This window comes from Pedococcus bigeumensis (genome assembly GCF_006438965.1).
Taxonomy (GTDB): Bacteria; Actinomycetota; Actinomycetes; order Actinomycetales; family Dermatophilaceae; genus Pedococcus; species Pedococcus bigeumensis_A.
In genome coordinates this window covers 260,502-284,708 of record NZ_RCZM01000002.1, presented here as the reverse complement: position 1 = coordinate 284,708, position 24,207 = coordinate 260,502, and the positions used below count along the sequence as shown (strand labels likewise).

Here is a 24,207-nt window from a genome sequence, read left to right as displayed (position 1 = left end):
AGCACCCTAGACGGACGGCTCGTCCCCCAGGACCGCGAGGCAGGCCCGGGCGATCTCGAGCTCCTCGTTGGTCGGGACCACGTATGCGGCGATGCGGCTCTCGGGACTGGTGAGCAGTCGTTCGGGGTCCCCGTGGGCGTTGGCGGCGGCATCCGGGACCACGCCCACGGCGCCGAGCCCGTCGAGCACCGCGCCGCGGACGGCGGCGCTGTTCTCACCGATGCCGCCGGTGAAGGCGATGGCGTCGACGCGGCCGAGGGCCACGGCATACGCCCCGACGTACTTGCGCAGCCGGTAGACCATCACGTCGAAGGCCAATGCAGCGTTGGCATCGCCGGCGGCGCGCCGCTGCTCGAGCTCGCGCAGGTCCGAGATGCCGGCCAGGCCGAGCAGCCCGCTGCGCTTGTTGAGGGCCTCGTCGTATGCCGTGGAGTCGAGGTCCGCGACGCGCGCCAGGTAGGCGCCGATGGCCGGGTCGACGTCGCCGGACCGGGTGCCCATGACCAGGCCCTCGAGGGGCGACAGACCCATGGACGTGTCGATGCTGCGCCCGCCCTGCACGGCGCAGGCGCTGGCGCCGTTGCCGAGGTGCAGCACGATGACGTTGCAGTCGAGCGGGTCATGGCCGAGGAGCTCGGCGGTGCGACGGGAGACGTAGCGGTGCGACGTGCCGTGGAAGCCGTAGCGCCTCACCTGGTGACGCTCACGCCACTCGGCCGGAACGGCGTACGTGAAGGCCTCGGGCGGCAGCGTCTGGTGGAAAGCGGTGTCGAACACTGCAACCTGAGGCACGTCGGGGAAGGACTCCCGGGCGCTGAGGATGCCCTCGAGGTTCGCCGGGTTGTGCAGCGGCGCGAGCGGGACGAGCTCGTGGATCGCGGTGACCACGTCGTCGTCGACCACGACCGGCTCGGTGAACCGGGGGCCGCCGTGGACCACGCGGTGCCCGACCGCGAAGAGTCCCAGCTCGTCGAGATCGGGTCCGTGCTCGCGCAGCGCCGCACGGGCTGCGTCGAGGGCGTCCTTGTGGTCGCGGCAGGTCACGTCGCGCTCGTGGGTCAGGTCGCCGGTGGAGTGGGTGAGTCGTCCCGGGCCGCCGATCTTCTCGACCATCCCTGACGCCGCGCACTCACCGGTGTCGCCGTCGAGCACCTGGTACTTCAGGGAGGACGACCCGGCGTTGACGACCAGGACCGTTCGCGACCTCGGCATCAGGCGCCGGCCTGGATCGCGGTGATGGCGATCGTGTTGACGATGTCCCGCACGAGCGCCCCACGGGACAGGTCGTTGACCGGGCGGTTGAGGCCCTGCAGGACCGGGCCGATCGCGACCGCGGACGCACTGCGCTGGACGGCCTTGTAGGTGTTGTTGCCGGTGTTGAGGTCCGGGAAGATCAGCACCGTTGCGCGGCCCGCCACCAGGCTGTCCTTGAGCTTGGTGGCGGCGACCTGGGGGTCCACCGCGGCGTCGTACTGGATCGGACCCTCGACGAGCAGCTCGGGAGCGCGCTGGTGGACCAGGGCGGTCGCGGCACGCACCTTGTCGACATCTGCACCGGTCCCCGACTCCCCCGTCGAGTACGACAGCATCGCGACGCGCGGCTCGATCCCGAACTGCTGGGCGGTCCGTGCCGAGGAGATCGCGATGTCGGCCAGCTGCTCGGCCGTCGGGTCGGGGTTGACCGCACAGTCGCCGTAGACCAGCACCCGGTCGGCCAGGCACATCAGGAAGACGCTCGAGACCACCGACACGTCGGGGGCGGTCCGGACGATCTCGAGCGCGGGACGGATCGTGTGGGCGGTCGTCGTGATGCAGCCGGAGACCATGCCGTCGGCCAGTCCCCGGTGCACCATCATGGTGCCGAAGTACGAGGGGTCGAGCACCCTGTCGCGAGCCTCGTCCAGGGTGACGCCCTTGTGCACCCGCAGCGCGGCGTAGTCGGTGGCGAAGCCCTCGCGCAGGGTGCTGGTGTGCGGGTCGACGATGGTGGCCACCGAGATGTCGACGCCCAACCGGGCGGCGTTCGTCCGGATCGTGTCCTCGTCACCCAGCAGCGTGAGCCGGGCGATCTGCCGGGCGAGGACGGTGTCGGCCGCGAGCAGGATGCGGTCCTCGGCACCCTCGGGCAGGACGACGTGCGCCGCTGCGGCCCGGGCGTCGTCGACCAACCGGTGCTCGAACATCAGTGGGGTGACGGCCCCTCCGCCAGCGGCCCCGACCTGACCGAGCAGCTCCTCGGCGTCCAGGCCGCGCTCCACCATCGCGACGGCGGCCTCGAGCTTGCGGGTGGACTCCGGCGTGATGCGACCGCGAGCGGCACCCAGCCTCGTCGCGGTCGTCATCGTGCCCCCGTCCGTGGCGATGATCGGCAGCACCACGTCCAGGCCCTCAATGAGGCGGTGCACCTGCGGTGGGAGGGGGAAGCCGCCGTTGAGGACGATCCCGGACAGCGTCGGGAAGGTCTTGGAACGGTGCGCGAGGAGGACGCCGAGCACGACGTCCTCACGGTCACCGGGCACGATCACGACCCCACCCTCGATCAGCCGGTCGAGGACGTGCGGCATGGTCATCGCCGCGACCACCAGGCCCATGCACTCGCGGTCCAGCCAGGCGACATCCCCGTGCACCAGCCGACCCGCGCACGCCTCCATGAGGTCCTTGACCGTGGGCGCGCGCAGCAGCGGCGTCTCGGGAAGGGCCTGCACCGGGACCCGCACGTGCTCCCGCACCACCCGCGCCGTCGCGTCGAGGAGGTCCGGTGCCACCTGGTTGGCCACCACTCCCGTCACGTGCGCGTGGACCTCCCGGGCCGCCGCGACCGCCATCTCGGCCGTGGTGCCCACCTCCACCGGATCGCGGCCCTGGGCCGGCACGACCAGGAGCAGCCGGGACCCGAGGTTGGCGGCGACAGCGGCGTTGACCGAGAACTCGGTCGGCGCCGCGACGTCGGTGAAGTCGGACCCCACCACGAGGACCACGTCGTGGTCGCGTGCGACGTCGTGGAACCGGTCGACGATGACGCCCATGGCGCGCTCGGGCGCCGTATGGAGGTCGTCGTAGGTCACGCCGCACGCCCGCTCGACGGACAGGGAGCCCGGCAGCTGCGACAGCAGGGTCCGGACCAGCTCGTCCGGCTCGCCGGCGCGCACGATGGGTCGGAACACCCCCACCCGGCCGGCGCGTCGGCTCAGCTGGTCGAGCAGCCCGACCGCCACCGCCGACTTGCCGGACTGGGCTTCGGTGCCGGCGATGTAGATGCTGGTGGCCACGGGGTCGAAACTACCGGCCCGGTCCAGTCGGTGCCCCCCTGCCCAGCTCCCCTCGCCACGTCCAGTCCGCGATGTCGGGCAGGTCCTCGAGGTGCTCCTCGATGTAGGGCCGGTGCTCGGCGAGCCGCCGCTCACAGAGGGCTGTCAGCTGGTCCCACCCGGGAACCCGTCGGTCGGCCCGGCGCAGCACCTCCTGGGCGAGGTGGAACCGGCTCATCCGGTTGAGCACGACCATGTCGAACGGCGTCGTCGTCGTGCCCTGCTCAGCGAACCCGCGAACGTGGAAGCGCCCCGGGTTGCTGCGCCCGTGGATCAGCTGGTGCACCGCCCTCGGGTAGCCGTGGAAGGCGAACACCACGTGCTTGTCGGCCGTGAAGAGGTCGTCGAACTGGCTGTCGGCAAAGCCGTGCGGGTGGTCGTTCTCCGGCAGCAGGGCCATCAGGTCGACGACGTTGACGAACCGCACCTTCAGGTCGGGCACGTGCTCGGCCAGCAGCTCCGCCGCGGCGAGGGCCTCCTGGGTCGGGACGTCGCCGGCGCAGGCCAGCACGATGTCGGGCTCCTCGTCGGGCCCGCAGGTGCTGGCCCACTCCCAGACCCCCGCACCGGCAGCGCAGTGGGCGTTCGCCTCTTCGAGCGAGAGGTACTGCAGGTGCTTCTGCTTGTCGACGACGATGAGGTTGACGTGGTTGGTGCTGCGCAGGCAGTGGTCGGTGATGGACAGGGTCGTGTTGGCGTCCGGCGGCAGCCACACCCGGACGACCTCGGGCGACAGCGGGATGAGGCAGTCGATCAGCCCCGGTCCCTGGTGGGAGAACCCGTTGTGGTCGTTGCGCCAGCAGGTCGAGGTGAGCAGCACGTTGAGCGACGAGACATCGGCTCGCCATGGGAGCTCCCGGGCGTGCTGGAGCCACTTCACGTGCTGCACCGCCATCGATGCCGACACCATCGCAAAGGCCTCGTAGGTGGCGAACACACCGTGTCTGCCGCTGAGCAGGTAGCCCTCCAGCCAGCCCTGGCAGAGGTGCTCGCTGAGGATCTCCATCACGCGGCCGTCCGGCCCGAGGTGTTCGTCGGTCTCCCGGAGCGGTCCCATGAAGCAGCGGTCGGTGACGTCGAAGACCGGCTGGAGCCGGTTGCTCGCCGTCTCGTCGGGTGAGAAGAGCCGGAAGGTGCCGCCACCGTCGGGGGTGGTCGTCGCGGCATACACGTCGCGCATCAGCCGGCCCGCGGTGATGGTGTTCTCCACCATCGCGCGCCCACGGGAGCTCGGGTCCATCGGCACCTCGTAGGACACGAGGTCCGGCAGTGGCAGCTCGGTCCGGAGCCGACCGCCGTTGGCATACGGCGTTGCCGACATCCGCTTGTCGCCGGAGGGAGCGAGCTCGCGCAGCTCGGGCACGAGCCTGCCCGCGGCGTCGAAGAGCTCATCGGGGCGATAGGTGTGCATCCACTCCTCGAGCATCCGCAGGTGCTCGGGGTCGCCGGCCAGGCCGGCCAGCGGGACCTGGTGGGACAGGTTGGTGCCCTGCACCTGCTTGCCGTCCACGACGTCGGGGCCGGTCCACCCCTTGGGGGTCCGCATCACGATGGCGGGCCACGGGTGCCGCACCGGCTCGGCTCGGCCGTCGGCCATGCGGGCGGTGGCCTGGATCTCACGGATCCGGTCATGAGCCTCCGCGAGGGCCGCACGGAACGCCGGGAAGACCAGCCCCGGGTCGTCACCGCTCACAGTCACCGGGTCCCAGCCCTGGCTGCGCAGGTAGGCCTCGACGTCCTCGTCGGAGGTGCGCCCGAGAACGGTTGGTCCGGCGATCTTGTAGCCGTTGACGTGCAGGATCGGCAGCACGGCGCCGTCCCGGCGCGGGTTGAGGAAGTTGGGCAGCCGCCACGATGCAGCGAGCGGCCCGGTCTCGGCCTCACCGTCGCCGACGACGCAGGCCACCACGAGGTCGGGGTGGTCGAAGGCCGCACCCGCGGCATGGACCAACGCGTAGCCGAGCTCGCCACCTTCGTGGATAGAGCCGGGGGTCTGCACGCTCACGTGGCTGGGGATGCCCCCTGGCGAGGAGAACTGCCGGAACAGCCGCAGCACGCCTTCCGCGTCGTCGCCGATGTGCGGGTAGACCTCGCTGTAGGTGCCTTCGAGCCACGCAGCAGCGACGAGGGCAGGCCCACCGTGGCCCGGGCCGGTGACGTAGAGCCAGTCGGTGTCGGTCTCGCGGATCCGGCGGTTGACCAGGGCGTAGACCATCGAGAGACCGGGGCTGGTCCCCCAGTGGCCGAGCAGGCGCGGCTTGATGTGGGCCAGGGTCAGTGGGTCACGGAGCAGCGCGTTGTCCCGCAGGTAGATCTGACCGACCGTGAGGTAGTTGGCCGCGGCCCACCACCGAAGGTCCAGCTGCAGGTCTTCGGGGGCGTAGGTATCGGTCGAGGGCACAGCTGTGGTCTGCCGCATGCCCCCACGACACCACGGACCGCCACCTCCGCGACAGGCCAAAGGTCCCGCTAGTGCTCCAGGCGCCCCTCGAACAGGCCCCGCACCGCGGCGTTGCCCCGGATCAGGTCGAGGGCGTATGCCGCGTGGCCGGGGACGTAGCCGTTGCCCACCAGCATCCGCACGTCGGCGGCGGCACCCTCGGCTCCCAGCGCGGCCGCGGCGAAGTTGGTCGCCATCGAGAAGAAGATGATCGTGCCGCCCTGGGCCGTCGACAGGATGGCCGGCTGCTCGCAGCCGGGGACGTCGACGCAGACCACGGTGATGTCGGCCGGACCACCGGCGGCAGCGACCGCCTCGGACAGCCCCAGCGGGCTCCGGGCGTCGGCGATGACGACCTCGTCGGCCAGCCCGGTGCCGGCGAGCAGGTCTGCCTCACGCCCGAACGGCACCACGGCGATCCGTCGCCCGGCTCCGGCATCCGCCGCGGCCGCGAGCGACAGCGAGCCGGACTTGCCGGCCCCGCCGAGGACGCACACGGTGGGACTGATGCCGCGCGCGGCATACTCCCCCACCACGCGGGCCACGAGAGCAGGCGCGCCACACACGTCCATGACCATGAGGGCCAGGTCGGGGCTCAGGTCGTCGGGGAGCTGGGCCGCGATGGACCGGCCGAACAGGATCGCGTGACCCTGGGCCGGGACCCGCTCGGAACGCCCGTCCCACTTGGCGAGGTCGTCGGTGATGACGAGGGGGGTGAGGGACAGCGACACCAGGGTGGCGACGTGGTCGCCTACGGCCAGACCCAGTGACGACTCCGGGCCGACCTCCTCGACGGTGCCGATGAGCATCCCCCCGGAACCGGTGACGGGGTTCTGCATCTTGCCGCGGGTGGCGACGATGTCGAGCACCTCGGCGCGGACCGCCGCGCCGTCGCCGGCGTGCTTCTCGGACAGCTGACGGAACGACGCGGCGTCGAGGTTCAGGGTCTCGATGCTGATCCGCACCTCGTCGGGCCACAGCTCCGGTGTGGCGTCCAGCCGCTGCGCGGCCTGGGGCAGCGAGGCCTCTGCGGGCTCGAGGACGCGGTGCAAGCCCACCGGCGAGGAGGGGGTGCGAGACACAGAATCTCCCAAATTCGACGACACGTTACGGAAATCTTGCTGTCAGACGTCCTGATCACCGGAGTCTGTCCCGTATCCTGCCACGTATGAGCACCACGATCGAGCAGCCCTATGTCTACCGCCACCGCGAGCTGGTAGAGCCCGACTGGACCCGTTTCGCCGGGTGGCGTGACGTCACCGCCGAGGACTGGGCCAGCGCCCAGTGGCAGCGGGCGCACTGCGTCAAGAACATCAAGCAGCTCCGCGAGCTGATGGGTGACCTGCTCACCGACGCGTTCTACGCCGACCTCGAGCGCGACCAGGCCGAGCGAGCCACGATGTCGATGCTCGTCCCCCCGCAGATGATGAACACCATGGTCAGCGAGATGACCTGGACCGACGGCACGATGCCGGCCGCCGGGACCGAGTTCACCCGGGCGTTCTACGCCGACCCGGTCCGTCGCTACATGCTCCCGGTGTTCTCCGACCGACGCACCGACTGGCCGAGCCACCCCCACGCGACCCGTGACAGCCTGCACGAGCACGACATGTGGGTCGCCGAGGGCCTGACCCACCGCTACCCCACCAAGGTGCTGGCCGAGCTGCTCCCGACCTGCCCGCAGTACTGCGGCCACTGCACCCGGATGGACCTCGTCGGCAACTCGACGGCCGTCATCGACAAGCTCAAGCTCACCGGCAAGCCGGTCGACCGCTACGCCGCGATGCTGGCCTACCTGCAGCAGACTCCCCAGGTGCGCGACGTCGTCGTCTCCGGCGGCGACGTCGCCAACATGCCGTGGAAGAACCTCGAAGGCTTCATCGACAAGCTGCTCGACGTCGAGAACATCCGCGACATCCGACTGGCCACCAAGGCCCTGATGGGTCTGCCCCAGCACTGGCTGCAGCCGGACGTGGTCGAGGGCGTCGCGCGGGTGTCCGCCAAGGCCCGCTCACGTGGCGTCTCGCTGGCCATCCACACCCACGTCAACAACGCCCAGTCGGTGACCCCGCTGGTGGCCGACGCGTCCAAGGCGATGCTCGAGGCAGGCGTGCGGGACGTGCGCAACCAGGGTGTCCTGATGCGCGGCATCAACGACTCCACCGAGCAGCTGCTCGACCTCTGCTTCGCCCTGCAGGACGACGCGATGATCACGCCCTACTACTTCTACATGTGCGACATGATCCCGTTCTCCGAGCACTGGCGGCTCTCGCTGGCAGAGGCCCAGCACCTGCAGCACTCGATGATGGGCTACCTGCCTGGCTTCGCCACGCCGCGCATCGTCTGCGACGTCCCGTTCGTCGGCAAGCGCTGGGTGCACCAGGTCGACAGCTATGACACCGAGCGCGGAATGTCGTTCTGGCGCAAGAACTACCGCACCTCCATCGAGAGCGCCGACACCGACGCCCTGTCGCGGGACTACGTCTACTACGACCCGATCTACACCCTCCCCGAAGCCGGCCAGCAGTGGTGGCGCGAGGAGGGCGACCACGAGGCTGCCCACGAGGTCGCCATCGCGCGCGCCGCGGCAAGCCGCGAGGCGTCGCTCGTCTGAGGTCTCCAGCGCTCGTCGGGCGGCGGTCGAACAAGGGTTCTGCCGCCGTCCGTCGGCTGAATGTGATGTGGCCGACGTGAGACGTGCGTATGCCGCGCGGCCGGCTTTCGCTAGGTTGCTCCCGTGACTGCTATCGCCATCCCCCGCAAGCGCGTACTGGCCGACTACGTCCCAGCTGTGGTGGGCGTCCCCGCATGGGTCGGCACGCGCGTCCGTGACGTCCTCCTCATCGCAGCCGGTGCCGGTTTCATCGGCCTGCTGGCCCAGTGGAGCATCCCGCTCCCGGGCACCCCCGTCCCCCTGACGCTCGGCACCTTCGCCGTCCTGCTCACCGGCGCCTCGCTCGGCGGTGTGCGCGGCCTGCTCAGCGTGGGCACCTACCTGGTGGCGGGTGGCCTGGGCGTGAACTGGTTCGCCAACCACAAGGACGGCTGGGGTGGTGCGACGTTCGGCTATGTCATCGGCTTCGTCCTCGCCGGCGCGCTCGTCGGCTGGCTCGCCCAGCGCGGCGGCGACCGCACCGTCCTCAGGACGGCAATCACCATGGTGCTCGGCAACCTGGTCATCTACTCCGTGGGTGTGTCCTGGCTGATGAACTCCACCGGCATGGACCTGCGTGCCGGCCTGGCCGCGGGCATGACCCCCTTCCTGATCGGCGACGCCATCAAGATCGCGGCGGCTGCAGGCCTCCTGCCGGCTGCCTGGTCCCTGGTCAAGCGCGTCGACAAGCACTGACCCACCCGCCTCAGCACCACGGCATACGGACACTCGCATGGGCAAGCGCCGTGACGCCGCTGCCGGCACCCCCGCCACCAGCGCGCTGACCCGGCTGGGACTGGCGTTCCAGGTGCACCCCTACGACCACGACCCGGCAGCGGCCTCCTACGGACTGGAGGCCGCTGCCGCGTTGTCGGTGCCGCCGGCCCAGGTCTTCAAGACGTTGCTCGTCGAGGGTGACCGGGGGCTGGCCGTGGGTGTCGTCCCCGTGGACCGGCAGCTCGACCTCAAGGCCGTCGCCGCCGCCCTCGGCGTCAAGAAGGTCGCCATGGCCCAGCCTGCCGACGCAGAGCGCTCGTCAGGGATGGTCGTCGGTGGGATCTCCCCGATCGGGCAGAAAAGGGCGCTGTCGACCGTGGTGGACGCGTCCGCGCTGGGCTTCGACACCGTCTACGTCTCGGGAGGACGCCGCGGAATCGACGTCTCGCTGAGCCCGGCCGACCTGGTCACGGCTACCAACGCCCGGGTGGCCTCGATCGCCCGCTGAAAGCGGGCGATGGTTAGGCCAAAGGCCTGCATCGATCCCCCGGCCGAACTACGGTGGAGGCCACTGGACCACCAGGGCGGGGGTGTCAGATGAGGACAGGGCGACCGCGGTCGTTGCTCGTGCTGCTGCTCGCGCTCGTCATGCTCGGCGCGACGGCGGGTCAGCGGGCCCACCTCCCGGAGGATGGCCTCATCACCGAGCCTGGATACCGGGCTGCCGCCACCTATGTCGCGAGCGGGCAGGCCCGGGCCGACCAGCTCTGGTTGGAGACCGGAACCGTGCCCGGCAGCGGAACCCGCTGGGCGGACATGGCTCGGTGGGCGCTGGTCGACCTCCGCTCGTTCCTGTCCCCGAACGGCACCGTGGCGGCCGGGCCCGGTGGACCCTGGAAGAAGTTCTGGCCCAGAGACGGGTCGTTCGCGGCGGTCGCCCTGAGCCGCAGCGGTCACCACGAGGAGGCAGCGCAGATCCTCGACCGGCTCGCGCGGCTCGAGTTCGACCCAGTGGTCGGGTTCCAGGCTCGGTACCGGCTCGACGGGTCACCCCTGTCCGACCGCCCGCGACAGTCGGACGGGTGCGGCTGGGTGCTGTGGGCGATCAAGGAAGTCCGCGCCGAGGATCCCGCGGGTGTCCCCGCCTCCGCGGCCGGCCTCCGGGACCGCTGCGTGCGGACCCTCACCACGCTGGTAGGCGCAGGAAGCCGGCTCCCTCCGCCGTCGCCGGACTACTGGGAGCTGCCGGTCGACCGCACCTGCCTGGGCACGGTGGCACCGATGGTCGCAGGACTGACAGCCGCGGCCGATGACTACCGCGCGACGGGGCAGGCCACTGAGGCAGCCGCCGTGGGAGCGGTCGGCGCCCGCCTTGGCCGGGTCGTCGCGCGCAGCTTCGGGCCGGACTACGAGCGGTTCGGCTCGAAGGGTGGCGTCGACGCCGCAGTGGCGATGCTGCTGCCTCCCTTCCGGAACCAGGGCGGAGCGCAGACCGACCGGGCCGTCCGTGGTGCGTGGCTCCGGTACCAGCACAAGGCCCTGCAGCCCGCTGGAGGACTGGCGCCCGGTGCCGACTGGACGGCCCGAGACGGTGCCTCGTGGACGCCCGAGACCGCATTGGTGGCGCTCACTGCCGCCGCGACGCACGACGACAAGACCGCGCAGCGCTGGCTGGACTGGCTCGACGCCCACCGCACGGCATACGGGTCCCTGCCGGAGAAGGTGACGCGAACCGGGCGGCCTGCTGGCCCTGCTCCCCTCGTGTGGACGGCCGCGCTGACCCTGCTGACCCTCCACGAGCTGGACCAGCACTGAGGCCGGACCAGCATTGAGGCCGGAGGTCCGGCTACTCCCAGGGGGTCGAGAGGACCACGGTGGTACGGGTCGCGACGTTGGCCGCGGCCCTGATCCGGGCCAGCAAGGTCTCCAGGTCGCCGGGGGTACGCACCCGCGCTTTCAGGATGTAGTTCTCCTCGCCCGCAACCGAGTGACAGGCATCGAGCTCGGTGATGTGCCGGATCCGGTCGGGGATGTCGTCGGGGGCGGCGGGATCGAGCGGTGAGATCGAGATGAAGGCCGTGAGCGGGAGGTCGAGGGCGGTGTAGTCCACGATCGCGGCATACCCCTTGAGCACCCCGCGCTCCTCCAGTCGGCGCACGCGCTGGTGCACCGCCGAGGTGGACAGGCCCATGGCCTTGCCGAGGTCGGTGTAGCTCATCCGGCCGTCGGCGCGCAGCAGGTCGACAATGCGTCGATCGAGGTCTTCCACGGCCACACCTTACTGAGGACCGGCCCCGGGAGTGGCAGCATGTCCGCCATGACCTCGCCCGACAGCTCCGGCCGTCTCATGCTGCTCGACAGCGCCTCGCTGTACTTCCGCGCGTTCTTCGGGGTGCCGGACCAGCGCAGCGACCCCTCGCAGCCACCGACCAACGCGATCCGGGGATTCCTCGACATGATCGCCTCGCTCGTCACGACCCATCAGCCCACTCACCTCGCAGCGTGCTGGGACAACGACTGGCGACCCCAGTGGCGCGTAGACCTGCTACCCAGCTACAAGGCCCACCGGGTGACCGAGGCGCCGTCCGCGCCGGTGCCCAGCAGCGTGCCGGACCAGGCCCACCCGGCCTCGGACGACACCATCGCCGAAGAGGTCCCGGACGACCTGGCCCCTCAAGTGCCGGTCATCGTCGACGCACTCGCGGCGCTGGGCATCGCCCGGCTGGGGGCCGACGGCTTCGAAGCCGACGACGTGATCGGGACGCTGGCCACCAGGTGGGGCGGCACCATGAAGGTCGACATTGTGACCGGAGATCGTGACCTCCTGCAGCTCGTCGACGACGCCCGAGGCGTCCGTGTCCTCTACACCGGCAAGGGCGGCGTGCGTGACCCCGACCTCGCGACCCAGGACTACCTGCGGGAGCGGTATGCCGTGGAGAACGGTGACGCCTACCTGGACATGTCGGTGCTGCGCGGCGACACCAGCGACGGCCTGCCTGGCGTCAAGGGCATTGGCGACAAGACGGCGGCTCAGCTCATCAGCGAGTACGGCTCGCTCGCGGGTCTTCGCGCGGCGGTGGACTCCGGGGCTCCAGCCATCAAGGGAGCCCGGCGGGTCAACCTCGAGGCGGCCACGGCATACCTGGATGTGGCCCCCACGGTGGTCCGGGTGACTCGCGATGCGCCGGTCGCCGAGATGGATCTGACCCTGCCGACCGAAGTGGCCGATCCCGTGCTGATGAGCAAGGTCGCCAGCGAGTTCGGGGTGACGAGCTCGCTCAACCGGGTGCTGTCCGCGCTGCGCATCGAGTAGCCGGTTCCGAGCCGGGCGCTGGGTGTCACTGGGGCGCTGGCCGGCGTCAAGCTGCCGCGAGCTTGACTTCCAACATCTCCTCGACCCAGCTGAAGTCGGCCCGTGGCAGGCCGATCGCTGGTTGCCCTCGCCTGGCTTCGAGCACAGGAGCGCCGGTCGCGTCGTAGGCGTGTCCGGTGGGCGTTCGAAGTCGAACCCGATGTGGTCCCACAGCTCCGGCTGGGTCCACGCCGCCTTCGGCGACGACGGCGGCCGACCACCCAAGGGCTTCCTTGGCCTGGTTGCAGGCGACACAGAGCCCCTGCCCATTCGCCGCAGTAGTCGGCCCGTCGCGTCCCGCAGCGACAACGTGGTCATGGTGACGGATCGGGGCGTCGCACCACGGCGTCCGGCAGGTCTTGTCCCGGAGGGCGAGGAACCGTTTGATGCCTTCGGGAAAGAGCCTCCGGCGACTCTCGAGTCCGACGAGCTGGGCGCCGTCCACTGAGGTCAGCATCCGGCGGAACCAGACCAACGCCTCAGTGTGCGCACTCGCGGCGAGCAACGCTCGCGCGGTCTCGGCAGAGATTGGTCCCTGGCCCGCCACCTCGGCTGGTTCGTCGCTCGCGCCGAGCAGTGTGCCCGCGGGCATGACGAGGTTGACCTCGATCGGCACGGCAGCTGCGGATGACTGGCCGGTGACCCGCTCGACCAGGGTGTCAGCCATGATCTGCCCGCGGCCCCGCCTGTCCCCAGCGGCCATCAGCTCGCGCGCCCGGCGGTCCAAGGCGGCATAGGTCGCAACACCCTGGGCAACCGGGAGCAGGCCACTCAGGTAGGTCATCGTGTCCGGAGCAGGTCGGAGCGAGACGCACCGTTCGGCAGCAGCCTTGCTCGCTCGGCGCGCGACCGACGAGGGATCGAGCGCCGCGGCCAGACCTCGCGCCGCCCGCTCGACCTGCGCGTCACCCATCGACGGCAGGTCGTCGGCCAGCCGCCGGTCAACCTCCCGGCGGTCCTCGACGGACAGGGTGGCGGTCTCACGACACAGGATCGTTGCCCGCCACTCGCTGACGCGTCCCGCCGTCAGGTGAGCCATCGTCGCCGGCATCTCGTGGACCATCGCCCTTGCGAAGCCCAGGTGACGCGACCCGCGATGTGGCGACTCACGTCGCGCCAACGCGATCTGAGCTGCTACTCCCCTGCCCCGATCGCCGGCACGCACTCCGCTGGCTTCCTGGCCTGCCTCCTGTGAGTCCGCGAAGGCAACGGTCAACCGGGCCTGCGCAGCGGACGCCGCACCCTTGAGCGACTCGAGCTCGCTGATCAGGTCGATGCGCTCGGCGTCGTCGTCGCCCTCGAGGCCGGCCAACCCCGCGACGAGGGCACGGACGTCCCCCACCTGCCACCGAGCCCCGACTTCGAACATGTGTCCAGAGTAGTTACAGGGTCTGACAGGGCAGGTCGATGCGCCCCTCGGACAGCCAGGCTCAGGGACCAGGCCTCGACGAGGAGCGCTCGTGGCGCCCGGTCGTCCGCCGGAGCGGCGTCAGCGACCGGTCGGCGTGCGGCACTCAACCCATCCGGCTGCCGTGTGGTAGCCGGTGGCCGTAGCCATCCAGCCCGTGACGACGTACTTGCCGCCGGTCGTGCCGAGCTCGGCAGGCGCTAGGTTCTCGACGAAGTCCCCACGCGCCCAGAAGTCCCACAAGGGCGCGGTAGTCGAGGCCGTCAGGTTGGTCACCCGCGACTTGCGGATGTTCCCGAGGTAGCTCGTCGCGCCGCCCTTGATCCGGGTGTCGCGGGCCCAGCCCGTCATGTCGACATCCTGGAGCACCCACTCGGTGAGCTGGCCACTGCCGCTCACACACAGGCCACCAGTGGTTTTGCGCCAGTCCCCGCTGAAGGTGACCCGGGCGGAGGTGCCGGAGGCGTGCTTGACGAGGTACATCGACGACGCACCGGCGTCACGCAGCCGCACGTCGATGAGGGAGTCATTGAGGTTGAAGACCTGCAGGAGGTGGCTGGTGCTTCCCTGGAGCCGGCCACGGAGGGTCAGGTTGGTCACCATGCGGGTGGAGCCGATGTTGACCGGTCGGGAGCCCATCTTGGGGATGTCCACAGAGAGCTCGACGTTGTCGCAGCCGTCGATGGACAGCGTCGCATTGGTGTTCGCCGCGTCCGAGCTGTGCAGGATCGACCCGATCCGGACGTTGGTGGCCCCGTTGAGGTTGATGTCGCAGGCGTTGACATTCACGCCAGCCAGCTTGTGGAGGCGGATCGATCCGACCTGGACGTTGGTGATCGCCTTCGCCCCAGGCGCATAGAGGCCGAAGCCAGTGGCACCCGCCGTGTCGACGTCGATGTTGTCGACGAACAGGTTGGTGACGGAGTCGCCGGCATTGGGCTCCACCTGGAAACCCCCGGGCATGGGAAAGCCCTTGGCGCTTCCGATGTTGCTGGAGCGCACGGACCCGAACTGAAGGTTCGCCCCTGCGATCACGCTGACCGCGCTGCGGCCGGTGGCCGTGTCGGCGCGCGCGCTGAGGTGTTCGACCTTGACGTCGGAGTTGGGGGCCCCACCACCCGCCAGGTACAGGGCGTCAGCGGCCGGGTTCACCGAGTCGATGAGCCCGATCCAGACGTTCTTGCAGGCGTCGAGCCGGATGTCGTGCTTTACCTCGTCGACCGGGTACCAGACGCCGTCGCCCTGGACCTTGCCGTTCTTGGTGGCGTTGCCGTCGGTCCGCAGGGTCGTGGCCACGAGGTCGTCGCAGTTGTAGAACTGCAGCAGGGACGCAGCGTTGCTCGTGTCCTTGCGCTTGAGCCGGCCCTGCATCTCGATGACGAAGTTCGGTGCGTCCTTGACGAGGATCGGCGCATCGACGAGGTAGGTCCCGGGTGGGAACAGGAGCGGTCGCGACTGCGCCACCGCTGCGGCCACGGCCGCGCGCACGGCAGTGGTGTCGTCGGTGGTTCCGTTGCCCACCGCACCCATGTCGGTCACCGAGATGGGCGTCGTGTTCGTCGCTGCTTGCGCCGTGGGGGCGTTCATGAGCGCGGCGGCGACCGGCACCAGTCCGGCGCCGAGGATCATGGCTCCCCGCCGGCCGACGCGCTGCTGGCTGAACCGCCGGGACGGCTCCACCGAGGGGGAAACGGACATGGTCTTCCTGTTCTGCACGGTGCACGAGCCGGGGGGACGGTGCGTGAGTGCACCACTGTCGCCCACATCGGGGTCCAGTTGGCCCAAGTTGGCCAAATCACAACCGAACGAACGAACTCGCCCTAGTCGAGGCGGTCGGCAGCGACCACGCCGCGCATCACGGCGTCGATCGCCTTGCGGGCGGTGCTGCGCAGTGTCGGCTCGGGCGCCGCGTCACCGATCTGGCCCAGGAGGTCGACCACCTGCTTGCAGCGGCGCACGAAGTCCCCAGCGGCCATGTCGGACCCACGAAGCACCTCCTCCAGCTGACGACCGCTCGCCCACCGGTGCATCATCCAGGCCATGCCGGCATCCGGGTCCCCGGTGAGCGGCAGTCCCAGCTCTCGCTCGCGGTCCTCGAGCACCGACCAGAGCCGGTTCATCTCCCGGACCGCCTCGGCGACGTCCTCGTTGGGCATCCGCGGCGAGGGGTCGGTCTCGTCGCGACGCGGTTCGTGGATCAGGGCCGACACGACCGAGGCCAGGCCGGCCGGGTCCAGCCGCTTCCAGACACCCAGCCGCAGGCACTCGGCCGCGAGGAGGTCCTTCTCGGTGTAGAGCCGGCGCAGGTTCTCTCCCTGCGGCGTCACCTGGTCACCGCCGTCCGACAGGTAGCCCATCTCGCCGAGCAGCGTGCAGATCCGGTCGAACGTGCGGGCCACCGAGTTGGTGCGTCCCTCCACCTTGCGTTGCAGGCCAACCGTCTCGCGCTTGAGCCGCCACCACCGCTCCGCCCATCGTGCGTGGTCCTCACGGTCCGGGCACTGGTGACAGGGGTGCGCCTTCAGCTGGCGGCGCAGCTCGCTGATGCGTTCGTCCTCGGCGCTGCCCGCGTATGCCGCGTTGCCGCGCGAGCGGCCGGGCGGCGGGTCGTACGGGACGGCGATGCGCAACGAGGTCGCGAGGTCCCGTCGCGCCTTGGGGCTCTTGGCGTTGAAGTGCGGGGGCACCTTGACGTGCGCGATCGGCTCGACCGGGGTCGGGACGTCGACGAGGGTCAGCTTGAGGAGCTGCTTGTCCTCGGTGACGACCGTCGGCGCGGGCGTCTCGCCGCGGTAGGACTTGGACGGGTGCACGACGACGGCGTAGCCGGCGCGGCGGCCCGACGGGATCTTGATGACGTCGCCGATCTTCAACGTCTCCAACGAGACCGCCGCCTCGGCCCGCTTGCTGGCCGACCGGACCCGGGCGCCGTCCTTCTCGAGGCGCGCGATCTCGTGGCGCAGCGCGGCATACTCCTTGAAGTCGCCGAGATGGCACTCCATCCCCTCGCTGTAGCCCTCCAGCCCCTCCTCGTTCTTGCGCACCGCTCGCGCCATCCCCACGACGGCGCGGTCGGCCTGGAACTGGGCGAACGACGTCTCGAGGATCTCGCGCGACGTCTCGCGACCCACCTGGGCCACGAGGTTGACCGCCATGTTGTAGGTGGGTCGGAACGAGGACTTCAACGGGTAGGTGCGGGTGGACGCGAGCCCGGCGACGGCGAGCGGGTCCATGCCGCGGTTCCACTGGACCAGGGCGTGTCCCTCGACGTCGATCCCCCGACGCCCGGCCCGACCCGTGAGCTGGGTGTATTCGGCCGGGGTGATATCGGCGTGCGTCTCGCCGTTGAACTTGACCAGCTTCTCGATGACGACGGTGCGCGCCGGCATGTTGATGCCGAGGGCCAGGGTCTCGGTGGCGAAGACGGCCTTGATCCGCCCCGCGGTGAAGAGCTCCTCGACGATCTCGCGGAAGGTCGGCAGCATCCCGGCGTGGTGCGCCGCGAACCCGCGGGCCAGTCCGTCCGCGAAGTCCCAGTAGCCGAGCACCCCGAGGTCCTCGTCGGCCAAAGACGAGACGCGCTCCTCGACGGTGCGCCGGATCCGGTCGCCCTCGGCCTCGGTGATCAGCCGAACGCCGTCGCGCAGCAGCTGACCGACGGCGGCCTCGCACCCGACCCGGCTGAAGATGAAGGTGATCGCCGGCAGCAGCCCTTCGCGCTCGAGCCGCTGGACGACCTCCGACCGCGTAGCTCCCCCACCGGGACGACCGCCCCCGCCGCCTCCTGAGCTGCGCGCCATCCCGTGTCCGCCGTACCCACCACCGGGGCCGCGCGGCCCGCGGCCGCGTCCGCCCCTGCTGTGCCGCTCCGACTGCGACCCGTGACGGGCACCGTCGTCCCAGCGCCCTCGTTGCTCGAACGTCCGAATCGCCTGCAGCAGCTCGGGATTCACTCGGGTGGCATCGATCCCGGTCACTGGTGCGGAGGCCTCGTCCACGAACAGGTCGTACATCGACTGGCTCACCATCATGTGCTGCCAAAGCGGGACCGGCCGGACCTCGGACACGATGATGTCCACCCCGCTGCGCACCTCGGACAGCCACGCCCCGAACTCCTCGGCGTTGCTCACGGTGGCCGACAGCGACACCACCTGGACGTCCTGCGGCAGGTGGATGATGACCTCCTCCCACACAGCTCCGCGGAACCGGTCGGCGAGGTAGTGGACCTCGTCCATGACCACGAAGCCGAGCCCGTGCAGGGTGGAGGACCCGGCATACATCATGTTGCGCAGCACCTCGGTCGTCATGACGACGACGGGTGCCTCACCGTTGATCGAGGAGTCGCCGGTGAGCAGGCCGACGTTCTTGGCGCCGTGTCGCTTCACCAGGTCGTTGTACTTCTGGTTGGACAGCGCCTTGATCGGCGTCGTGTAGAACGCCTTGCGCCCCGCGGCGAGGGCGAGGAAGACCGCGAACTCGCCGACGATGGTCTTGCCGGCGCCCGTTGGTGCCGCGACCAGCACCCCGCGGCCGGCTTCGACCGCCTCGCAGGCTTGCACCTGGAAGTCGTCGAGGGGGAAGTCGACGGTCGCCGCGAAGGCGGCCAGCTGCGACTTCTCGTATGCCGCGCGGCTGGCGCTTGCGGCGAATCGCTCAGCGGGCGTCGACATGCTCCCGAGCCTACGTGGCGGCAGGCGCCAGCACCGTCACCGCGCCGGGGACCACCTCGACCGTGATCGGCAGGGGGGCGAACCGCTCACCGTCGGCGTAGGACACGATGCCCGCTGCCTCGAGAGTCACCGAGACACCTCGGATGATCTCGACGGCGGGATGGGTGACGTGGGCACCCTTGAACACCTTGGGGAAGACCTTGAGGAACTCCAGCGTGCTGATCTCGTGCAGGATCAGCACGTCGAGCAGCCCGTCGTCGAACTTGGCGTCCGGCAGGACCTGCATCCCACCGCCGTAGCTCGGTCCGTTGCCGACCGCGACGAGCATCGCCCTGGTCTCGTGCCGGACCCCGTCGATGGTGACGACATAGGGAATCGCCTTGAACAGCGGGAGCTCGCGCAGGATGGCCAGGTTGTAGCGCATGTTGCCCTTGGGCCACGGCCAGGTGTTGGCGCGCTCGTTGACGACGGAGTCGAACCCTGCGCCCAGCACCCCGACGAACCAGTGCCGGTCGCCGTGCGCATCGACGTGGCGGATCGCGTCGATGGTGCGGGGCGTCCCGGTGCTGACGAGGTCAGCAGCCCGTACCGGGTCGTGCACGGGCAGCCCCAGTCCGCGGGCGACGTCGTTGCCAGTCCCGGCGGCGATGATGGCCAACGTGGTCTTGGTCTCGGCGGCGAGGTCGACTCCCAGGTGCACCATCCCGTCACCGCCCACCACGGCGAGCACGTCCAGGCCCTGCGCGATGGCGCCGAGCGCGCGGTCCCGGGCGGCGGCATACGACTCGTCGGACAGGTCGAGCACCTCGTGACCGGCCGCGCGCATCCGCTGGGCCACCTCGATGCCGAGGGCCATCCCGCGGTTCTTGCCCGACGTCGGGTTGACGACCAGGCCGATGCGCTTCTTGACCGTCGAGGTATTCGGACTCACGGCCGGAGGCTACAGGGCGGACGCCTCGTCGTCAGGCACGTCTACCCACTCCGGCTTGTTCTTCTTGCGTCCACGCTCGATGAGCTTGCTGACCCCGATCGCGGCGAAGTAGAGGACACACAACGGGATGGCGAGCAGGAACATCGTGAAGGCGTCAGGTGTGGGCGTCGCGACGGCGGAGAGGACGAAGATCCCGAAGATCGCTGGGCGCCAAGCCTTGATCATCGCCGACGAAGGGAGGATGCCGATCGCATTGAGGGCGACGAGGAACACGGGCAGCAGGAACGCGAGTCCGAACACGAGGATGAACCGGGTGACGAAGGAGAAGTACTCGCTGACCTGTTGGATGTTCGAGGCCCCCGGCGGCGTGAACCCGTAGAGGACCTCGAGCACCTTGGGCAGGACGTAGTAGGCCATGGCACACCCGGCGAGGAACAGCGGGACCGTGGCACCGATGAAGGCCAGCGAGATCCGTCGCTCCTTCTTGGTCAGGCCAGGCACGATGAACGCCCACAGCTGGAACAGCCACACGGGGCTGGACACGAGGACACCGACGAAGATCGACAGGCTCACCCGCTGCGAGAACGCCGCAGTGGCGGTCCCGAAGTTCAGGTCGATGATGCTCGTCGGGTTGGCCGCCTTGTAGTTGTTGAACGGCGCAGCGAGCTCGCGGTAGACCTGCGGGTAGACGATCCAGCCCAGCACCCCGCCGAGCAGGATGGTGACCGCCGAGATCAGGAACCGACGTCGCAGCTCACGCAGGTGATCACCGAGGGACATGCGCCCGTCAGGGTTGCGGGCACGCCGGAAGGCCATGGTGGTGACGGGTCAGATGCTCAGTGCGCCTAGGAGGCGCCGGACGTGTTGTCCGTGCGTGGGGAGTTGTCCTCACGGATCGGGCTGGCGGGCTCGGGGGCGGGCGGCGCGACAGGTGCGTCGGGGTCCTTGATGGCCTCGCCCTTGACGGTGTCGCTACTCGCCGCGGACTTCCCGTCGGTCTTCATCTCCTGTACCTCGGACTTGAAGATGCGCATGGAGCGCCCAATCGACCGCGCAGCATCGGGCAGTCGCTTGAAACCGAACAGCACCACCAGGAGAACCAGCAGGATGATGATGTGCCAGCCCTCGAACAGTCCGCGCATGTGACTCATTCCTCTCGACCACGCCCGTGGTCCTGTGATGACAATGCTGCCCTGATCGTGCCGGGCCTTTGCTAAGAGTCTAGGTGTCTGGCCCAGCTGGGACGGCGAGCGGCCTGACGGGCGCGCCGCTGCTGCTTCAACGAAGCGCGCGTGGCATCGCGTTCCCGACGCAGCTGACGGGGGTCGCCGAACACGTCGGGTTGGGGTGCGGGTGGGCGCTCGCCGAGGCGGTCACCCTGGGCCTGGAGGGCTGCCACGGTCTGCGACGACCGGCTCACCTCTGCGGTCAGCTCCTTGAACTGGCCCCAGACGCCCCACGCACGGGTCGCCAAGTAGGCCGCCGCGATGATCACGAGCAGCACCCAGATCAGGACCCACCACCACACGGCGTCGACCCTACCCGCCAGTGCCGGGCGGGTCCGCGTCCGCTCCGTATGCCGCGAGGGCGGCCTGGGCGCCCTCGCTCACCACCTGCGCGACCTCGGGCGGGGACACGACGGTGCCACGTCCGCCGAGACGCCACAGGAGGCGACGCAGCCAGAGGGTGTCAGCGGTCCGCAAGGTGACCGTCTGCGACCCGTCGGCCGCCGTCTGGACGGACTCGGTCGGGTAGTAGTCACTGACCCACGCCGCTCCGGGCTGCAGCAGCAGGGTGACGAGCGTGTCGTCGGGGCGTGGGGTGAAGGCCCCCGCGTCGAGGTCCCGCAGCTGCGCGTCGTCAGGCGGCGTGCCGTCCACGTCGAGCACGTCCAGCCGGGCGATGCGGTCCATCCGGAAGGTGCGGGTGTCCTGGGCCAGGTGGCACCAGCCCTCGAGGTACCACCGGGAGTCGAGGTTGACCACGCGCATCGGGTCGACGTCGCGCTCGGTGGCCTCGTCCCGGCTGGGCACGAGGTAGCGCAGGTGGACCCTGCGGTGACCCTCGACCGCGCGGCGGGCGTCCGCGAGCAGGTCTGCCTCGACGCCCTCGCTGATGGCCACTTCGACCCGTGCTGCCGCCTCAGCGCTGGCCCCGGTGGCCTGCTCGAGCTTGGCCATCGCCCGCTCGATCGCGTCCCGCTCCCCCAGACCGGGAACGGCCGCCAGCGCACGCAGTCCCACCATCAGGGTCAGTGCCTCGTCGCGTCCGAGCCGCAGCGGCCGGGCGATGGTGTCGGCGTTGGTGATGAACACCCGGCCGTTCTCCCACTGCGCGTCGATCAGCTCGTCGGGCATCTGGCCGTAGCCGCACAGGTAGAGCAGGCGCAGGTCGGTCTCCAGCTGCTCGACCGTGATCCCCAGCTCGGCGGCAGCCTGGTCGAGGTCGATCCCCTGACGGGCGACCAGCCAGGGCACCATCGTCAGGAGTCGCGCAAGGCGGTCGGTGGCGGTCTCGGGCACGGTCCTGGCCTTCTTCGCTGGTGGGGTCACGCGGCACCACCGGTGTGGGCGGACAGCGCGCCGCGCAGCCGTGCCACGACGAGGTCGCGCACCTCAGGTGGGGACAGCACGACCACGTCCGCGCCGTAGCCGCTGACCTCGTCGGCGAGGCCGTCGTCGTCGGAGAACGGCACCTCGAGCTCGGTCCACTCCCCCGACTCGTTGCTGCCGGTGGCGCGACGACGCAGCGAGTTGCCCCGGTCGGCACGGACCTTCACGGTCGCGGTCCGGGTCGGCTGTTCGCCCACGGTGGTGGAGATCATCTCCTGCGCGCGGTGGTCGGCGGGCACGGCATACGCGGGTGCCTTCTTGACCTCGGTGACATCTCCGTCGATCCGGGACAGCCGGAAGACGCGCGGTGCCTGACGGTCGAGGTCGAAGCCGGTGAGGTACCAGCGGCCGTGCCACGAGGCGAGCCCCCAGGGCTGCACGGTGCGGCTGTTGACTCCACCCTGCCCGCCGGTGCGGTAGCCGAAGGTGATGGTGCGCTGGCCGACGACGGCGTTCTTGACCGGTTCGAAGGCGGGTTCGCTGGTGCCGAGGCGCGGCTCGATCCCGATGAGGGAGTCCCCGTCCCTCTCGATCCCCGCTGCCTTGAGCTTGCGCAGCGCCTGGGCGGCGGGACCGGCCAGGGAGGCATGCGCCCAGGTGCGGCTGGCCAGACCGAGCACGGCGAGCTCGTCGGGCTCGAACGAGATGTCGGGCAGGGCGTACTCGCGCTGGTCGATCCGGTAGCCGACCTCGTCGTCCCACGCCCCGCCGATGTCCTCGGTGACGAGCGGGATCCCGAGCTCGCGCAGCTCGTCCTTGTCGCGCTCGAACATCCGGTCGAAGGCCTCGTCGCTGACGGCGTCGCCGTACTGCGGCACGACCGCGCGGATCCGCGACTTGGGCAGGGGGCGGCGGGTGTAGAGCAGGCAGAGCACGAGGTTGAGCAGGCGCTCGGTCTTGGCCGCCGGACCGGTGGGTGAACTCACCCGCCCGACGCTACCCGAGTGGTGGCCACGCCCCCGTCGCTAGTCTGCGTGTCGTGATGCAGTGGCGCGAGGGAACGGTCGAGCAGGTGCGTGACCGGTGGCCGGGCGCGGTGGAGTATGCCGTGCGGCTGGCTGGCGAGGCAGCTGACGACGAGCTGGTCCGCGCGCTCGCCTACACCGCCCTGGTGGGCGAACCGGAGGTCGGCGACCGGGTGCTGCTCAACGCCTCGGCCCTGCTGCGGGGGCTGGGCACGGGCGGCCTGGCCTTCATCGTCGCCGCTCCAAACCGGTTGCCCGCGGACCCCCAGGCCCCGGAGGGCCACATCGTCAAGGCGCGCTACACCCCCCAGCAGCAGATGTTCATGGCGGTCGACGAGCAGGACAGCCCGCACCACGCGGTGATGACGGGCGGCTGGGCCGCCGCTGGTGACCTGCTGGGCATGCCCGTGGTCGTGGCCGACCTGCACTCGGCCCTGCCGGCGATCCTGGCCGGCATCAGGGTCGACCGGCCCCACGCACGGGTCGTCTACCTCATGACCGACGGCGGTGCCCTGCCGATCGCGTTCTCCCGCAATGTCGCGACCCTCACCGAGCAGGGCTGGTTGGCCGGCACGGTGACGGTCGGCCAGGCCTACGGCGGGGAGCACGAGGCGGTCACCCTGCACTCCGGTCTGCTCGCCGCCAAGCACGTGCTGCACGCCGACATCGCTGTCGTCATCCAGGGCCCGGGCAATGTCGGCACCGGCACCCCCTGGGGCTACACGGGCGTGGCCGCTGGTGAGGCCCTCAACGCGGTCGCGACCCTCGGCGGCCGGGGGGTGGCCGCGCTGCGGGTCTCGGACGCCGACGCGCGCGAGCGGCACCGCGGGATCTCGCACCACAGCACCACGGCATACGGACGCATCTGCCTGGTGGCGGCTGACCTGCCGCTGCCCACGACCGGCGACGCGTTCGGCGCCCTGGTCACCGACCAGGCGCACACCTTGGCGCGAACCGCCCAGGGTGCCCTCACGGTGCGGGACGTCGACCCGGACGGGCTCGACGCCGCGCTGCGAGCCGTGCCGGTGAAGCTGTCGACGATGGGCCGCGGCCTCGACGAGGACCACGCGGCCTTCCTCTACAGCGCAGCAGCCGGGCGGTATGCCGCCCGGCTGCTGGAAAGCTGACTGCTCAGCTGGTGTGAAGGACCG

Annotated in this window: 20 protein-coding genes; 6 read left to right on the top strand and 14 right to left on the bottom strand. The window is 70.3% G+C overall.

Annotated features, from left to right (window positions below):
• Positions 1-6: 6 nt before the first annotated feature.
• The 4 genes from EAH86_RS06215 to EAH86_RS06200 are packed head-to-tail and all read right to left on the bottom strand — an operon-like array spanning position 7 to position 6,830.
• On the bottom strand, positions 7-1,212 hold the full coding sequence (locus tag EAH86_RS06215) for an acetate/propionate family kinase (RefSeq protein WP_140737777.1): 1,206 nt from the start codon (positions 1,210-1,212) through the stop codon (positions 7-9).
• Entirely contained in the window at positions 1,212-3,269 is a 2,058-nt protein-coding gene (gene pta / locus EAH86_RS06210) for a phosphate acetyltransferase (RefSeq protein ID WP_140737776.1), read from the bottom strand. The genes EAH86_RS06215 and pta overlap by 1 nt, the downstream gene beginning before the upstream one ends.
• A gap of 10 nt (positions 3,270-3,279) precedes the next feature.
• On the bottom strand, positions 3,280-5,727 hold the full coding sequence (locus EAH86_RS06205) for a phosphoketolase family protein (protein ID WP_140737775.1): 2,448 nt from the start codon (positions 5,725-5,727) through the stop codon (positions 3,280-3,282).
• 50 nt (positions 5,728-5,777) lie between these two features.
• Complete coding sequence (locus EAH86_RS06200; protein WP_140737774.1) at positions 5,778-6,830, bottom strand: L-erythro-3,5-diaminohexanoate dehydrogenase; 1,053 nt, start codon at positions 6,828-6,830, stop codon at positions 5,778-5,780.
• An 86-nt stretch (positions 6,831-6,916) separates the two neighbouring features.
• Between EAH86_RS06200 and EAH86_RS06195 the strand changes: the two genes are divergently transcribed.
• The 4 genes from EAH86_RS06195 (at position 6,917) to EAH86_RS06180 (ending at position 10,933) form a co-directional block, all read left to right on the top strand.
• Positions 6,917-8,362, top strand: a complete 1,446-nt coding sequence (locus EAH86_RS06195) for a KamA family radical SAM protein (protein WP_140737773.1) — start codon at positions 6,917-6,919, stop codon at positions 8,360-8,362.
• Positions 8,363-8,485: 123 nt separating this feature from the next.
• Positions 8,486-9,097, top strand: coding sequence for a biotin transporter BioY (locus EAH86_RS06190; RefSeq protein ID WP_140737772.1), 612 nt, complete (start codon positions 8,486-8,488; stop codon positions 9,095-9,097).
• A gap of 37 nt (positions 9,098-9,134) precedes the next feature.
• Entirely contained in the window at positions 9,135-9,626 is a 492-nt protein-coding gene (ybaK, locus tag EAH86_RS06185; RefSeq protein WP_140737771.1) for a Cys-tRNA(Pro) deacylase, read from the top strand.
• An 89-nt stretch (positions 9,627-9,715) separates the two neighbouring features.
• Complete coding sequence (locus EAH86_RS06180; RefSeq protein ID WP_140737770.1) at positions 9,716-10,933, top strand: glycoside hydrolase family 15; 1,218 nt, start codon at positions 9,716-9,718, stop codon at positions 10,931-10,933.
• A 31-nt stretch (positions 10,934-10,964) separates the two neighbouring features.
• Here EAH86_RS06180 and EAH86_RS06175 read toward each other — a convergent pair whose 3' ends face one another.
• Positions 10,965-11,387 (bottom strand): Lrp/AsnC family transcriptional regulator, encoded by a 423-nt coding sequence (locus EAH86_RS06175; protein ID WP_140737769.1) that lies wholly within the window; start codon positions 11,385-11,387, stop codon positions 10,965-10,967.
• 48 nt (positions 11,388-11,435) lie between these two features.
• Here EAH86_RS06175 and EAH86_RS06170 point away from each other — a divergent pair, with 48 nt between their 5' ends.
• The gene (locus EAH86_RS06170; RefSeq protein ID WP_140737768.1) at positions 11,436-12,431 is read left to right on the top strand and encodes a 5'-3' exonuclease; all 996 of its coding nucleotides are present in this window, start codon (positions 11,436-11,438) and stop codon (positions 12,429-12,431) included.
• Positions 12,432-12,477: 46 nt separating this feature from the next.
• On the opposite strand, the gene EAH86_RS06165 is transcribed toward EAH86_RS06170, so the two are convergent.
• The 9 genes from EAH86_RS06165 to EAH86_RS06125 form a co-directional block, all read right to left on the bottom strand.
• Positions 12,478-13,839: an HNH endonuclease gene (locus EAH86_RS06165; RefSeq protein ID WP_140737767.1), complete on the bottom strand. Its 1,362-nt coding sequence runs from the start codon at positions 13,837-13,839 to the stop codon at positions 12,478-12,480.
• A 120-nt stretch (positions 13,840-13,959) separates the two neighbouring features.
• Positions 13,960-15,576 carry a glycosyl hydrolase family 28-related protein gene (locus EAH86_RS06160; protein ID WP_140737766.1) on the bottom strand — a complete coding sequence of 539 codons (1,617 nt, stop codon included), beginning with the start codon at positions 15,574-15,576 and terminating at the stop codon, positions 13,960-13,962.
• A 122-nt stretch (positions 15,577-15,698) separates the two neighbouring features.
• On the bottom strand, positions 15,699-18,548 hold the full coding sequence (locus EAH86_RS06155) for a DEAD/DEAH box helicase (RefSeq protein WP_140737765.1): 2,850 nt from the start codon (positions 18,546-18,548) through the stop codon (positions 15,699-15,701).
• A gap of 10 nt (positions 18,549-18,558) precedes the next feature.
• Positions 18,559-19,479 (bottom strand): diacylglycerol/lipid kinase family protein, encoded by a 921-nt coding sequence (locus tag EAH86_RS06150; RefSeq protein ID WP_140737764.1) that lies wholly within the window; start codon positions 19,477-19,479, stop codon positions 18,559-18,561.
• 9 nt (positions 19,480-19,488) lie between these two features.
• On the bottom strand, positions 19,489-20,259 hold the full coding sequence (gene tatC / locus EAH86_RS06145; protein WP_140737763.1) for a twin-arginine translocase subunit TatC: 771 nt from the start codon (positions 20,257-20,259) through the stop codon (positions 19,489-19,491).
• Between the two features lie 65 nt (positions 20,260-20,324).
• Entirely contained in the window at positions 20,325-20,621 is a 297-nt protein-coding gene (tatA, locus tag EAH86_RS06140) for a Sec-independent protein translocase subunit TatA (protein ID WP_140737762.1), read from the bottom strand.
• A 71-nt stretch (positions 20,622-20,692) separates the two neighbouring features.
• Positions 20,693-21,007 (bottom strand): hypothetical protein, encoded by a 315-nt coding sequence (locus EAH86_RS06135; protein WP_140737761.1) that lies wholly within the window; start codon positions 21,005-21,007, stop codon positions 20,693-20,695.
• Between the two features lie 10 nt (positions 21,008-21,017).
• Entirely contained in the window at positions 21,018-22,001 is a 984-nt protein-coding gene (locus tag EAH86_RS06130; protein WP_241668229.1) for a helix-turn-helix transcriptional regulator, read from the bottom strand.
• A gap of 26 nt (positions 22,002-22,027) precedes the next feature.
• Positions 22,028-23,017: a helix-turn-helix transcriptional regulator gene (locus tag EAH86_RS06125; RefSeq protein WP_140737760.1), complete on the bottom strand. Its 990-nt coding sequence runs from the start codon at positions 23,015-23,017 to the stop codon at positions 22,028-22,030.
• Between the two features lie 53 nt (positions 23,018-23,070).
• Between EAH86_RS06125 and EAH86_RS06120 the strand changes: the two genes are divergently transcribed.
• Complete coding sequence (locus EAH86_RS06120) at positions 23,071-24,183, top strand: DUF3866 family protein (RefSeq protein WP_140737759.1); 1,113 nt, start codon at positions 23,071-23,073, stop codon at positions 24,181-24,183.
• The last annotated feature ends 24 nt before the right edge of the window (positions 24,184-24,207 follow it).